Origin of the sequence: Coprococcus sp. RTP21428st1_C9_RTP21428_210409 (genome assembly GCF_040227395.1) — a bacterium.
Classification (GTDB): domain Bacteria; phylum Bacillota; class Clostridia; order Lachnospirales; family Lachnospiraceae; genus Coprococcus; species Coprococcus aceti.
The window spans coordinates 1-14,726 of sequence record NZ_JBEHVV010000069.1 but is presented as its reverse complement, the minus strand read 5'-3'; the positions used below and the strand labels follow the sequence as shown (position 1 = coordinate 14,726).

The 14,726-nt window shown below is 45.1% G+C and carries 14 protein-coding genes and 1 pseudogene; 2 read left to right on the top strand and 13 right to left on the bottom strand.

Annotated features, from left to right (window positions below):
* The 7 genes from ABUA34_RS11610 to ABUA34_RS11580 all read right to left on the bottom strand — a co-directional run.
* Positions 1–343 (bottom strand): metal ABC transporter ATP-binding protein (locus ABUA34_RS11610; RefSeq protein WP_349823360.1); only part of this gene is annotated, 343 nt, incomplete at its 3' end.
* Between the two features lie 43 nt (positions 344–386).
* On the bottom strand, positions 387–1,403 hold the full coding sequence (locus tag ABUA34_RS11605; RefSeq protein WP_349823359.1) for a metal ABC transporter substrate-binding protein: 1,017 nt from the start codon (positions 1,401–1,403) through the stop codon (positions 387–389).
* Between the two features lie 173 nt (positions 1,404–1,576).
* The gene (locus tag ABUA34_RS11600; RefSeq protein ID WP_349823358.1) at positions 1,577–1,870 is read right to left on the bottom strand and encodes a hypothetical protein; all 294 of its coding nucleotides are present in this window, start codon (positions 1,868–1,870) and stop codon (positions 1,577–1,579) included.
* A gap of 95 nt (positions 1,871–1,965) precedes the next feature.
* A complete protein-coding gene (locus ABUA34_RS11595; RefSeq protein ID WP_349823357.1) occupies positions 1,966–2,391 on the bottom strand; it encodes a Fur family transcriptional regulator in 426 nt (141 codons plus the stop codon).
* Between the two features lie 84 nt (positions 2,392–2,475).
* Positions 2,476–3,297: a class I SAM-dependent methyltransferase gene (locus ABUA34_RS11590; protein ID WP_055224485.1), complete on the bottom strand. Its 822-nt coding sequence runs from the start codon at positions 3,295–3,297 to the stop codon at positions 2,476–2,478.
* A gap of 300 nt (positions 3,298–3,597) precedes the next feature.
* Positions 3,598–4,197 carry a TetR/AcrR family transcriptional regulator gene (locus tag ABUA34_RS11585; RefSeq protein WP_173794768.1) on the bottom strand — a complete coding sequence of 200 codons (600 nt, stop codon included), beginning with the start codon at positions 4,195–4,197 and terminating at the stop codon, positions 3,598–3,600.
* A 121-nt stretch (positions 4,198–4,318) separates the two neighbouring features.
* On the bottom strand, positions 4,319–4,876 hold the full coding sequence (locus ABUA34_RS11580; RefSeq protein ID WP_173794769.1) for an NUDIX hydrolase: 558 nt from the start codon (positions 4,874–4,876) through the stop codon (positions 4,319–4,321).
* A 445-nt stretch (positions 4,877–5,321) separates the two neighbouring features.
* On the opposite strand from ABUA34_RS11580, the pseudogene ABUA34_RS11575 reads away from it, so the two are divergent.
* Positions 5,322–5,739 (top strand): annotated as a pseudogene (locus ABUA34_RS11575) (type III toxin-antitoxin system ToxN/AbiQ family toxin).
* Positions 5,740–5,744: 5 nt separating this feature from the next.
* On the opposite strand, the gene ABUA34_RS11570 reads toward ABUA34_RS11575, so the two are convergent.
* Positions 5,745–8,516, bottom strand: a complete 2,772-nt coding sequence (locus ABUA34_RS11570) for an AAA family ATPase (RefSeq protein ID WP_349823356.1) — start codon at positions 8,514–8,516, stop codon at positions 5,745–5,747.
* An 88-nt stretch (positions 8,517–8,604) separates the two neighbouring features.
* Positions 8,605–9,777: an exonuclease SbcCD subunit D gene (locus tag ABUA34_RS11565; RefSeq protein ID WP_349823355.1), complete on the bottom strand. Its 1,173-nt coding sequence runs from the start codon at positions 9,775–9,777 to the stop codon at positions 8,605–8,607.
* Positions 9,778–9,948: 171 nt separating this feature from the next.
* Between ABUA34_RS11565 and ABUA34_RS11560 the strand changes: the two genes are divergently transcribed.
* Positions 9,949–10,467 (top strand): DUF6512 family protein, encoded by a 519-nt coding sequence (locus ABUA34_RS11560; RefSeq protein WP_238050592.1) that lies wholly within the window; start codon positions 9,949–9,951, stop codon positions 10,465–10,467.
* On the opposite strand, the gene ABUA34_RS11555 is transcribed toward ABUA34_RS11560, so the two are convergent.
* From ABUA34_RS11555 to ABUA34_RS11540, 4 genes are all read right to left on the bottom strand, one after another.
* Positions 10,454–11,032 (bottom strand): DUF1294 domain-containing protein, encoded by a 579-nt coding sequence (locus ABUA34_RS11555; protein WP_349823354.1) that lies wholly within the window; start codon positions 11,030–11,032, stop codon positions 10,454–10,456. The two genes, ABUA34_RS11560 and ABUA34_RS11555, sit on opposite strands and share 14 nt — an antisense overlap.
* A gap of 59 nt (positions 11,033–11,091) precedes the next feature.
* Positions 11,092–13,548, bottom strand: coding sequence for an ABC transporter permease (locus ABUA34_RS11550; RefSeq protein ID WP_349823353.1), 2,457 nt, complete (start codon positions 13,546–13,548; stop codon positions 11,092–11,094).
* 11 nt (positions 13,549–13,559) lie between these two features.
* A complete protein-coding gene (locus tag ABUA34_RS11545) occupies positions 13,560–14,321 on the bottom strand; it encodes an ABC transporter ATP-binding protein (RefSeq protein ID WP_055280252.1) in 762 nt (253 codons plus the stop codon).
* A 107-nt stretch (positions 14,322–14,428) separates the two neighbouring features.
* A partial coding sequence (locus tag ABUA34_RS11540) for a sensor histidine kinase (RefSeq protein WP_349823352.1) occupies positions 14,429–14,726 on the bottom strand: 298 nt, incomplete at its 5' end.

Here is a 14,726-nt window from a genome sequence, read left to right as displayed (position 1 = left end):
GTGCAAGCTGCTTTTCCTTTCTGCCATAAAAAGGACGTGCTCCGCACTTAGGCAGCGTTCCCGACAAAGCCACCTCCCATACAGTCGCAGGGAAATCCTTCTGCACAGGTGTCTGCTGCGGCAGATAGCCTATATCACGCGATGTCAGATCATCGCCAAACTTTATCTCTCCTGAAACCGGTTTCAACAGGCCAAGCAGAGTTTTTACCAAGGTACTCTTTCCCGCTCCGTTCTCTCCAACTATACAGAGATAGTCTCCCTTGTCTATACTGAAATTAAGGCCTGACGCAACTGATCTTCCGTCGTACCCGACTGCCAGGTCCCTGCACGTTATATATGACATTTGTTTTCTCCTATAAATCTAAATTTGTATTATTGTTCAGCAATTAATTCAATGCCTGAGAAAGTACGTTCAAGTTATCTTCCATCACGTTCAGATACGTCTCACCATCAGCTACAGTCTTTGCAGTCACAGACTGCATGGAATTCATCGTCAGGATATCCTGATTTTTCGAATCTGTTGTCTTCTTTATCGACTCTGCTATACTGTGATCTGCACCCTCTATCGTCAGAATAACCGGAAGCTTTAACTCATCCACCTTCTGCGCAAGAAATGTTATCGTCTCAAAACTTGCCTCCGACTCAGCACTGCATCCCACAAATGCAGCATAGTAGGTAAGCCCATAATCATCCGCCATATATCGGAAAGGAAATCTGTCGCCAAACAGAATTGCCTGTCGTTTTCCCTTAGAAACTGTTAGTTCGTACCTTCCATCAAGATCATTGAGTTCATCAACGTACTTGCCTGCATTCTCCATGTAATCAGATTTATTATCTGGATCAAGTGCCTGGATATTATCCGCCAACACATTCGTCAACGCCACTGCGTTCTTGAGTGAAAGCCATACATGTTCATCATACTCCGGGCCTTCCTCTCCTCCCTCTTCTTCCTCTGCCTGCATGCCTGGAACTACCTCTTCCTCTTTGACTGCAGTTCCCAAAGCGTCAAGCATATTTACAACCTTCATATCCTTATTAGTCGCTTCTTTCAGGGCACTATCCACCCAGCCATCAGACTCACCGCCAACATACACAAACATATCTGCGTCAGCTATCTTTGCTATATCCTCTGCAGTTGGCTGATAACTGTGAAGATCCATCCCCTGATCGAGCAGCATAGTAAGCTGAAACTTGTCGGAATCACCGCCTATAATATTGCGGATCCAGTCATACTGAGGAAAAGTCGTACATACAATGCTGTACGCCGCAGCATTTGCCGCATTTTCAGGCGCACTGCCCCCTTTCTGATCAGAATCTGCTGCCGTCATTGATGCTCCGCAGCCACAAAATGCTGAAACAGTAAGTACCGATGCCATAACAAGGCCAAATATTCTATTTTTCATAATGATCAATAAACCTCCGAATTGATTGATAAAATTGACAGGCATATTTTGATGCCTATAATTGGGTAAATTTAATAAACTGCCTCTAGATCAAAAACACCAATAATAAGTATTCGCCCTTATCTTTAGATGTATTTCCAGACGCAATTCTCAGTCAATATCCGTACTTTAAATCAATTCAGCAATTCCACCTTCAGGGAAACGAGCGTATCGGTAAAATACTCGTGGGTATACACCAATACAACTCCAAGTGTGAACACACTTAAGAACGCCAGGAACACTGGCGTAGTTGACATTGTCTTTATATTTGAAAGGAACTGTGCAGCCTGCTGCAAATGCATACATATAGGACATTCCTGCCCCGTACAGTCATGCTCCACATTGCGCGCAATATAGCCGTAAGAGAAAAGTACTCCCGATACAAAGAACACTATAAGAATCCATGACATTATTCTCTTTTTACTCATTCTGCACACCTCCTTTTCATTGTAGGAATTTGGGGATATATAGTTTTCGTTGTGACCGTAACGATACAATCCCATCTGTAACAATCACGTTTAGTTTAGACTACAGCGACTCCACAACGCCTCTGACAATCTTTGCAAATACCACATATCGACGATCTGTCACAGTCGATCATAAATCCATACCTCTCCTGAAATCCTTTAGCTATGTGATTCATGGTATCGCGGTCAATATGTATAACTCTTCCACACTTAACACACTGCATATGAAGGTGTTCGTGACAACTATGATCAGCCTTTTCCATTCTATACATACTTGAACCACCATCAGCACTCTGATACTTTATCAATTTGTCCTGGGTAACCATGCGGTCAAGGTTGCGATATACAGTTGTTGTATTCGCATCTATGCCATTCTCATCCAAATACACACTTACATCAGCCGCACAAAACCCTCTGTCCTGCCTCTCTGCAGCAAATGCCTCTATAGCCTGACTTATTCTCGTTTTATACTCCCTCGCCATAATATTCCTCTTTTTTGAATTTGCAAGTCATTTGCATTTTGCTGTATCATAAATGGCTTTTAACTTTATGTCAACACTTTTTTATCACTTTTCCATCACTACTATCTTGTTTGATATATTGCTGACAAATGGTATTTTGCCAATGACTTTATATACCGGTATGAACTCAGCCATTCCTTCTACAAGACTGTGCTGTTCTATGTATCTGTATTTCGGTATGATCTCCGCCAGCTTCTTTCCATTTGACACGCCCCAGGAAAACCTGGCATGGCTTCCATGGATGGATTTCTCCTTGATATGCTTTGCCATGAACGGAGCCATAGTCTCTACGAGCACCGTAGCATGAGTAAATTTCCTGTCTATTATGTCGAATATTTTCTTCACATCAGCTTCTGTGAGATACATCGTAAGCCCCTCTATGATGACCAGCACAGGTTCACCTGCATACTCTACCATGTCTGCCCATTTGCCGTCCATGGCGGATTCCGCTATCTGGTACACCGGTCCGTCCTCCTGCAGGAACTTTGCCCTTACAGTCATGGTCTCCGGGAGATCAATGTTGTACCAACCTTTATATTTACCCTCATTTCTATAGCAACGGGTATCAAGACCACTGGCGATATTCACAACCACAGCACCCTTATGCTTTTTCAGGTATTCTGATACAAGCTTATCAAGAACTATAGTTCGCGCTATAACTCCGCTTCCCATTGCCAGATCCTTGTCCGCCAGTGAAAAGTCATAATCCAGGCTGTCAACTATCTCTATGGCCTTGCCATCGTATATGACATGATCCGGCTTTCTTGATTCTTTCGCCCTGGCATAGAGTGTCTGGAGCATCGTCTCTGGGACTCCGGTTATGTCTACCTTTGATCTGCTTACTGTATTGTTCTGTGTACTAACCATTTTCTCATTTCCTCCTGCTTTTTAATTGTGCAAACGCATGAGAGGCGCTGCGCGCGGCGTTTGCGTGCCTCACAACATGTCGTCAAGCGCAGCTTGATGACCTGCGCGCACATCAGTGCGCTTCCTCTGCCGGAATCCTCCCACTTACGTGGGCCCCTCCTTATAATGGAGCAAACGCATGAGAGGCGCTGCGCGCGGCGTTTGCGTGCTTCACAAGGAATCCTCCCACTTACGTGGGCCCCTCCTTATGAAATATAACATTTGTCTTGTTTTGTTATGTTCGTAAAAATAAGATGTTCATCATCGATGAACCTCTTTCTTTAAACTCTCTATCAACTTTTCTGTACCGCCTGTGGCATGAATGCCGATCTTTTCTGTCAGATACATTTTCTTCTCCACATCTACATCCTCGTTCAGTATCGCCATGGCTCCTTCAAGCCGCATCTTCGCCAGCACGCGAACCAAAGTCTCATCCGGCTCGCATCCAAGCTGTGACCTGTAATATGCCGCAAATGAATGTCTCATGAACTCCTCAACCCTCTGGTGATAATTCTCATAGCAGCTGCCGTCAGCGCCATGCATGATGATCTTTGCCTCTTCCCCATGTTCCAGAAGGAATTGCATCATGATCTTGTCTGCATCCACGCCCGTGCCGGGGTTCTGAATCTCACCCTTCATAAGTTTTCCAAGCATGGCTTCATATTGGCTCACAAGCGGTTCGAGTATCGCCTTGAACAATGCCTCTTTACTCTCAAATGAAAAGTAGAAGGCTCCGGTGGTAACTCCCGCACTCTTGCATATCTTTCTGAGGCTTGCCCTCTGGTAACCATTTTCAAGGAATTCCTCTTTACCTGCTTTTTTCAGTTTTTCTATCGTTTCACTGCGCTTGTCGTTTTCCATAACATATGTTATGTTAGCACAAACTAACTAGTCTGGCAACCTATTTTTTATATGTAATGCTTTTCTTTACGCCCTGGCATTTTTCCTACTATCCACTACACACAACATTCTTTCAGTAACTTTAACGTATTCTTTCTTTCAGGTATTTCCTTACCGTCTCAAGCCCTCCAATTGGCACGCAAAACTTCTGGTCATGGTTCTTACATGCCTCATAGGTTTCCTCCAGATCAAACCAGCACACGCCGTCAAGCTCTTCCTTCTGTATTGTCAGATCTGCTATGTCCACCTGTTTCTGATACACGAACACAAATGCCACCTCGTTGTCCCTGAACATTTTGCCATGAAATTCCTTCTCATACTGTATTCTAAATGTTCCCGCAAAATCGAGGTCTTCATTTTGGGCATTTATGCCCAGCTCCTCACCCAGTTCTCTGAGTGCCGACTCCATCGGTTCATCGCCTGCCTGTATATGTCCGGCAGAGGAAGTGTCATACCTTCCGGGAAAAGAATCCTTATCCATCGACCTCTTCTGCAGAAGAACCTTATACCTTCCATTCTCTTGCTTCGCTATCCAGATATGGGCAGTCCTGTGGCATATGCCTTTTGCATGTGCCTCGCTCCTCTCCACTGTGTCTCCGGTAGGGTTGCCCTGTTCGTCGCATATATCAAAAAGTTCCATTATAGTGTACCGTCCTTATTCATTCATACATGAACCATTATTGTTTATCAACTCCGATTTGTAAAGCAAACAGCTAACATTTTTCTACTATTCTACACTTTGTATACTTTTATAAACGTTTTATAAAATATCAGTAATTGCACTTGATATTGACCACTTTTTAGGATATCCTCAGATCACAATAAGTTACTAAATAAGTCAGCTCTAATTGACACTAACATTATTGAATGTTAGAATTCTTGTATGATATGATTATGGTAACCTTACCATGCGAAATGGGAACTTTAAGAGATGGGTGTTCTACCATATAAAACAAATGAACAATTTTAATATGGATGTTCTACCATACAAAATGGAACAATTTTATGGGAGCCCTACCATGCAAAAAGGTTTTTAAGAGCTGTGCATTTTAGCACAGCTCTTTTATATTCTCAGAAAGGCGATAATGGATATCCTAAATTTTTACTATATTGATTTAAACTACATAAGAAATCTGTCTCGTGCAGATGACAACGTAATGTCAGTCTCCCCTCAGGTAGGTAAGGAGAATCGACCATTTCTTGGAATAATCATTCTTATAGGTGGTCAGAAATATTGCATCCCCCTTACCTCACCAAAAAAGAAATTTGAAAATATGAAAAGCCAGATTGATTTCATCAAAATATTTGACCACAACAGCAGGAAAGATTCTTATGCAGAAACAATTATCCTGGTGTCGGGATCATTCCGATACTATAATCAACAAAGCCAATAAAGTCTACTCTCTCATAACTGATTTTCCCGACAAAAATCGCAACCTTACAAAAAGATGTGTAGACTTTAATAAACTTGAGCAAATTTTATCTAAATACTCAGATGACTAAAATCCCTACACCACCAGCCTCGCCTTCGCCCTGCCGGTTCTGTCCTTTTCCACCACGATCTGCTTGTCAATCTTCTCCTTGAGTTCAGTCACGTGCGATATTATTCCCACCAGCTTGCGTCCCTCGGTCACGCTGACCAGCGCTTTGTATGCCTGTGGCAGAGTCTTTTCTGTATCAAGGGATCCAAAGCCCTCATCCACAAACATGGTATCTATCTGAATTCCGCCAGCCGAGGCCTGCACCTCATCGGAGAGTCCAAGTGCGAGGGAAAGTGAAGCCATGAATGACTCGCCCCCAGAAAGAGACTTAACGTCTCGTCTGCTGCCGTTGTAATGATCCACAACACAGAGGTCAAGGCCGATCTGGCTTCGCCTGTCACTGCTGTCCGTCACACGCCCCAGCTCATACTGACCATCTGACATCTTCAGGAATCTCAGATTTGCACGCTGAATTATCCTGTCAAAATACGACATCTGTATGTATGCCTCTAGGTTTATCTTATTCTTGCCGGATACATTTCCTGAGGCAGTGTCATAGAGCGACTTCACGCTTACATATTTCTTTTCTTTTGCCGAAAGCTCATCGGACTTTCTGCTTATATTCGCCATCGCCGTTTCATTTGCACGGATGCGGCTGTTTCCATCCTGCATGAGAAGCCTGATCCTTCCCAGTTCATCTCTCACTGCGGTTTTATCTTCCTCAAGCTTGGCAAGTTCGAGCCTCTCTGCTGATTCCAGCGTGTCTGTCAGAGCCTTTATCTGCCCCTCCAGCGTCTTAATATCCTGGATCACAGCATTATATCTCTTCTCAGCGGTGTCAAATGAATCCTGCAGTTTCTTTGCTCTGCCAAGAATCTCGTTCATCTTCGTTTCCGCCTCACTCCGATTCCTGAATCTGAGCCCCGCGGCCAGTTCTGTCGCCTGTTCTCTGTCTGAGACAACCTTTGCCGTGAGCGCCGATATATTTCTCTCAAGCTCCGCCAGCTTCACCTGCATCCCGGCCAATGTTTCTTCCTCCTGAGGAAGTTTTGCAGCAAGCTCATCCCTTCTGCTGACCCTTTTGCGTTCAGCCTCGATCTGTCTGTCAGTATCGGCAATCTTCTCATTATAGTATCCAATATTCTTCTCAACCTTTTCCGGCAGACCGTCTATATCCTCCGGGGTGTCAAATTTCTTCTTGGCCTGCTCAATGATGCTGTTTCTGATCTCAGTGACACTGGCAAGCTTTACCTTTGCATCCGTAGCGCTGGCATTTGCCCTTTCGCGGGCTTTGTCAGCATCCTTTTTCGCACCATCTAACTGTGCATCTGTCGGAGCCTCCTTTGGCAGCGATGCAAGGAGTTTGTGCTCCGTCGCACCGCACACAGGGCACGCCTGTCCCTCCTTCAGATCCTTTGCTAGGATTCCCGCCTGGGCATTCCTGTAGAGCGTGCTCATATGCTCATACATATCCTGCTTTCTGGTATACATATCATTATCAAACAGATACTGCTTCTGTGCTTTGTCCACCGCCTGTTTTCTTCTGCTGTATTCCATGAGCAGTCTACTTATGTCATTCAGATAGTCAACAGCGTCAGCCATCTTCTCCCTCGATGCCGTGATTGCAACTATTTTCTCCCCCGCATCCGCAAGCTGTGTCTGCTCCTGCCTCAGCTTTTCTATGCTCTTCTGTTTGTCTGTCACAAGCATTCTGCCCTTCTCTGCCTGTTCATTTTGCCTTTGCAGGAGCTGTTCCTCGTCTGCAATATTTTTTCGCTTCTCGTCCAGTTTCTCATAGTTTGGAAGCTCGTTATTTATAACTGCTGCCTGCCTTTGGAGCTCTTCCGTCTCTGGGAACGCTTCCTTTGTCCTGTTTAGCTCTGCCTCAGCAACAGTTCTGTCATTCTGTACATTTGCAAGCTCCAAATGTGCCTTTTCAAGCTGCACTCTGGCTTTCTCTGTCTGCTGTGCCTTGCCTATCAGCGTGTCAAGTTCCCCGACCCGGGTCTCAAGTGTACCGATCTGCTTCTCATATGAATCCGTTCTTGCCTTCTCCGTTACAATAAGCTTTCCGATGAGTGTGATCACCTCATCAATTGGCATCTGGCCGTCCTTTGCCTTCTGGACACTGAGTCCAAGAGGGTCATCCTCTCCGCAGACTATCCCGGATATATACTGCTCTATACTCTTCTTCATATCGTCCCGTTCACTCTGAAGCTTTCTCGTCTCATCCTGAAGACGCTTCTGCAGAACAAAATACCTTGATGTGTGAAAAAGCTTGCTGAATATCTTCTGTCTGTCCCCGGACTCCGCCACCAACAGTTCCTTGAACTCACCCTGAGCAAGCATGGATATCTGCGAAAACTGCTCTCTGTCCACACCCAACAATTCCTGAAGATATGAATTTACCTTCGTTCTGTTGGAGATGACCGAGTCATCCGGCAGATACAATTCTGCAGCCGCATCCTGCAGGGTAGTTCCCTCACCTTTTTTCTTACGTCTCTCATAGGAAGGATTTCTTTTAACTCTGTAAGTCTTCCCCATATGATCAAATGTCAGCTCAACGTAGGTATCTGTGTCCACATCGGCATACGTTGATCTCATCATCCTCGCATCACGGCTCGCCCCGCTCGGCTCATCATACAGCGCATAACAGATGGCATCGAATATCGTGGTCTTTCCCGCACCTGTATCCCCAGTCACAAGATACAAGCCTTCAGCCCCAAGCTGGGCCATGTCAAGCATCTGGACTCCCGCATATGGTCCAAATGCCGACATCGTAAGATTAAGTGGTCTCATAATCGCTCCTCTCTTTCACAATGTATCGCCCCTCTCGCCTCCGCAAGCGGGGCAGGTCGTCGGAGCGCATTTGAGTTATTCGCTTCGCTCATAAGCGCTCCTCTCTCCATACAGAGTCTATAATATCCTGAACAAAACTCCTCTGTTCATCGCTCATTTCCTTGTTGTTCTGCTTCTCATACAACTCTCCAAACAGATCTATAGGCTTTTTCCCTTCAAGCACAGCGCCATCGTCTATCGTCTGTGTCACACGGGTTCGGGTGTTGTCGTATCCAAGCTTCATCACATTTGGATAGACCGTTCTGAGTTTTCCCAAAGCATCCGGCACGTCATCCTCGTCCGTGAGAACCACATACAGATAATCATCCACAGCCGTCCCCTCATAGTTTCGCCTGTCCATCAGCTCGTCAAATGTTCCCTTTACCTCGCGCAGCTCATGCATCGGAACAAGCGGAACAGTCCTTATCTCTATTTTCTTGTTCTCAGGGATGTCAACAACTGTCACCGATTTGGTGTGGTTAGCCTCCGAAAGTGAATACTTAAGCGGTGTTCCACAGTATCTGACAGTCTCCCTGCCCACCTTCTGCGGCCCATGTATATGCCCCAGCGCCACATAGTCAAATGAGTCAAATACCGACACATCCACATTGTCCAGACCGCCCACATTCTCCTCCGACTCCGAGCGCACAGCCCCGGTCACGAACTGGTGGGCCACAAGGATATTTGTAACCTTCTCATCAACATCCATGTGCTCCACCGCCACACGGCAGGCATCCGTGTAATCCTTTATATCATCCGCCTCATCAGGGAATACCGCTCTGACCATTGCCGGCTTCACAAATGGCAGCATGTATATGTTCGCCACCTGTCCTTTTCCATCCTCCAGCTTATATGGTCTGACCAGCCCATCTCCCATCGTGGCTATCTGTGCCGAATCATATACCGGCGATATATGGATTCCACTGAGATCAATCAGACTTGATGCAAATGCCAGCTTGGCCGCCGAATCATGGTTGCCGCTGATGATATATACTTGCAGCTTTCTCTTTGCAAGCGAAGTCAGGAAGCTGTCCAGCAGCTTCACCGCCTCCTCGCTCGGCACAGACTTATCATATACATCCCCGGCTATGATGACTCCATCCGGCTGCTCATCATCGATGATGCCCAGTATTTCTTTTAATATATACTCCTGATCCTCCAGCATGGAAAATTCATTTACACGCTTTCCTATGTGAAGATCAGATAAATGGATCAAACGCATATACACTTCCCCTTTAAACAAAACATTCGTTGAAATAATTATAACATCACCGACAATATATCCCAATTATGTTTATCTTAATTTCGTTGATTTCGGTTTCTCCGCTACATGAAATACCATATTCGTCATATACTATGTAATATAGCACTAGTTTTCATCGGAGAACGCTCTATGGCAACTACTAACAAACTCAATTTTTTTCGTTTTTTCTTCATATCGATCCTCGGAGTGCTGCTGCATTTCACCTACGAGTGGTCAAATGACAATCCCGCTGTCGGACTATTCTCGGCAGTGAACGAGTCAACCTGGGAACACCTGAAACTTATATTCTTTCCAATGCTCCTGCTGACAATGATTGAATTTCTCTGGGCTCATATAAAAGATAAGCCCTTGCCGGAACACTATCTTCCAGCAAGGACTGTCGGTATCCTGTCAGGTATGGCATTCATTGTGGTTGGTTTCTACACTCTAAACGGTGTACTGGGCAGGAATTATGAATTTCTGAATATCGCACTTTATTTTGCTGGGGTTGTATATGCATTGCGCACCGAAAACAGATTAGAATCCAGGCAAATGTGCATAAACGACTACGTTTCCATGACTATCCTGGCAATTCTCGCGGTTGCATTCTTTGCATTTACCAACTATCCGCCTGAACTTGGGATATTTGCGGATCCTACAGCAGATTAACCACACACATCAAAAGCACCACCTGCATTACAAGTATAAGTGGCACTCCAACCGAGAAATAATTCTTCCTTATCTTGTGCCTAAACACCACCATTCCAAGCAGAGCACCGATACTTCCACCGGCAAATGCCATACCGAGAAGGACCGCTATAGGTATCCTGTATCCGCCCTTGACCGCTCTGTATTTGTCAATTCCGAACATGACAAATGTTACAACACTCACTGCCGCAACGAACCAAAGTGTCCATCTGTATTCCACAAACACATCCCAGAATGCAAAGTTCCATTTGCCCGCCGGTCTGAGCTTCCAAGTCATGAACACCGCAAGCTCTATCACACACACGCACACAGTGAACACTCTCAGCATCATATTCGTCTTGAAGGCCGTCCTGTCACACAACGCAAATGCTATTATCATGCCAGGGGCGCCACCGGCAATGGCTATGATCCCCAGCAGAACACTGAGTGCCTTATGGCTTGTTCTCCTGCGCTTCGCGGCCGTCACTCCATCAAGGACAGCTCCCAGTATATTTATACATATCAGATATATGATCAACTTATCCATTATATATACCCACCTTGTCTACTGACATTGTATACATAGTTCCACTCTCCTATATACTTCTACTGATCTGCGATGAGCACCTGCGGCTGAACCTTTCTGATGTTCCCCGCTCTGATAAATGCTACCACAGAGAATAACACGCTCATAAATACCAATGGTATAACCAGTGACATCACGCTTGTACTTAAATTAAAACTGTATATTCCAAATGATTCAAATCCTGCCTTGAAGAATGGCTTGCTAACGATAAGTGCCAGAACTATACCAAGCAGCGAACCCACAACTGCCGTCACGATAAAGCGGACCGCAAGCTGGCATCTGAGTCTGAAAGATGTAAATCCAAGTGCCTTGTATATTCCGATATCCTTCTGCTCACGCATGAGAACCTTGCCACACACGATTATGACCGTGACTATCACGAATACAGCCCCCAACATATATGTGAGCAATGTGAGTCCCTGTATTGCAATGTTGACTGTACCTGCCACTTCTTCAAAATCATCCTTTGCTGAATGTATTGAATACGTGATGCCCTGATTATCGCCATATCTCTTATCTATCTCCTGGATTATCGCATCACATTCATCAGTATTGTCAAGATCATAACATATTCCTTTGCCGCTCCATTCCTCTTCATCTGAACTGCTTTTGGCAGCTCCACTGACACCAGACTCACTTACGGTCTCTGCGCTGGCAAACTTACTATATGCAGCCTTACTAATTGCAAAGTTCTTGCCCATATCATTTGCCGAATCGTATATGCCGGAGATCACCATCTTCCTTGCCACGCCGCCGCACTTGACTGTGACTGTGTCACCTACGTTCATATGAAATCCATCAGCAACATACTGGGTTATCAGCACTTCATTGTCATATGTGCAGGTTCTGCCCTTTCTTATCGTGTTGATCATATCAGGGTCCTCCACTATATAACAATACATCTGCACATCATCGAACAGAAGGTACTCGCTGGACATTTGATATTTTCTATACGCTGTGTGTTCTGATATAACATTCTCTATATCCTTCTGCGTATCCTCATCGACAAACGAAGCAGTCAGGTCATACTTCGTGACCGAAAACATATCCACCAGCATATTCTGTGAATTAAACCAGCGCATCATATCGTTCATAAGTATCATGAACATGGCAAGTATAGCAGTCACTATGATGGCTGCGGCATACTGTTTCTTCTCAGATATAAACTGTCTATATGCAAGACTCACACCAAGTTTCTTGCCTGAGACTGGAAGCTTCAGAACGCTTGAGAAATGCACACTGTCCCGTCCACCTCTTATCGCCTTTATAGGTGTGGCCTCGGATATTCTCCTTGTCTTCAACATGATAAATGCTGCTACCAGAAGCAGTATCGCCAATATGACACACAGCACAAGTCCTACATTAATATCAGACGAAACTTCAAGTCCTGAAGAAGATCTTGTGGCACTATTTATAATTTTTAGTATCGGAATGGCCAGTGGTATTCCAGCAAACAGTCCAGCCGCCACAGTGCACATATACCCGGCAAGCAACGCCAGCTTCACCGATGCATTTGTCATTCCGACCGCTTTGAGTATTCCTATGTTAACAAAATCCATCTCTATGCTGCTGCCGATGTTGTGTCCTAAAACTATCATAGCCGCCACCAGAAGCAGCACAACAAATATAAGCAGCACCGCGGAGAATACCTTTGTCATAAGAAGCATGTAACTTCCCGCCTGCTCCTTTGATAAAGTTATCCAGCAATATGACGCGAAATCACTCACATTATTCAGTTCTCTCTCAAACTCCATCTCCGTGAGGTCCAGGCCCGGCTTTTTATCTATTATGATAAGCTTTGACAATTCAAAGGATCTCTTGTCATCTTCCAGTCCGCTTCTATGATCTTCCGCAGCCTTTGCCTTGAGATCTGCAAAATCCTCATCTGAGATCAATATCGTCTTTATTCCCATGACCGAAGATCCCATATATGGATCCTCGAAAAATGACGCAACTTTGAAGGTATAAGAACCGTTATCATTGCCCAGCTCGACTGTATCACCAATCTTGCAGTCATACATACCTATGAAACTGAACGGCACACTTACCTCACCTTTTTCAAGCCGGCGATCTGTCATTTTGTTATCCACATCATACTGATCATATGTGAGCACGCTGTCTGTATCATTCAAAACGAAGCTGCTGTTTCCGCCTTTTCCATTGCAGTCCTTAAGCAGCAGATATACAACATCTGCTGCTTTCACTTCCTGCACCGCATCACATTTGCCAATATTCTTTATTATCTTGTCTGCACTTGTTCCATAGGCATCCAGCCTGTTCTCCCCATAAAGTGCGGCAAGCATACCTCCATAACCAACCTCTTCCATAGCTTCCGAATCATGCCTTATGGAATTCGTGTAGTAAGAAAGCACTGAACAGAATGCCAGAGAAATGATAAGCATGAGCACGAACACACTTATATGCACGCCCTTGTTTCTTCTCATATTTCCTCGAAGCACCATCATGATATATCTCATCCCGGCACCTCCTACCACTGCATGGAACCAAGCCATGCATCTATCTGGCTCTCACGGCTCTTGCGGTCTTCTTCAATATATTGTGACAGCTTCAGCTCACCTATGATCCTTCCGTCCTCTATGTAGATGATCCTGTTCGCCCTGATAGCAGCCCTCACATCGTGGGTAACCATGAGTATGCTCTGTCCCTCCACGTTGAGCTCGGTGAGAAGGTCTAGCACATCCTGGGTATTTCTGCGGTTTAATGCGCCTGTCGGCTCATCCGCGAAAAGGATACCCGGACTGTTGATGACCGCTCTGGCAATAGCGCCCCTCTGTGCCTCTCCGCCGGACACCTGTGCAGGCAGTCTGTCAGCAGCACTTTCTATATTCATCTTTTTTATGAGTTCATCAGCCCTGTTTTCAGTCTCTTTTGTGCTCGTATCCTTATTCATATAACCCGGCACAAGTATGTTCTCTCTAATGCTGAGGTTACTAACAAGATGTATCTGCTGAAACACAAATCCAAACTCATACACCCTGAGTTCTGCCATGCGCTTCTCATTGTATTCTGTTATATCCTCGCCATCATATATGACCTTTCCCGAAGTCGGTCTGTCCATCCCGGACAGACTGTAAAGCAGTGTGGATTTTCCCGATCCTGACGCTCCCATGATGACTGTAAAATCTCCCTTATAGATATCCAGATCCATGTTGTTGAGCACATGATTCTGCACGCCCTCACTGGAAAAGCTTTTGCAAAGGTCTCTTGCCTGAAGTATTATATCTGCCATTTTTCTCTCCTTTTTATAGTTGTAGCACGGGGGCATTCAGACATCCTCTACAGATCTTCACCTCGCCACCGTGCTACAACAATATCACCCTATTTATTAACAAGTCCTTAACAAACCTTTCTTGCTGCAAAATATAACACTGCCTCCAGGCCATCAGCATGATTCACAAGTTCCACATCTCCGCCCATTCTGTCCATGAGATAATGGACAATAAATAGTCCAAGGCCCGCTCCAGGTTCATCACCGGAGTTTTCCCCTCGATAAAACTTCTCATATATGAACGGCATGTCCTTATCCGGGATTCCTGTTCCATGATCCTTTATGGACAGCCTGTATACCATATCAGCGCCGCTCACATGGACATTCCTTGGAAGTTTTTCGGGCGATATACATTCAGTAACAATA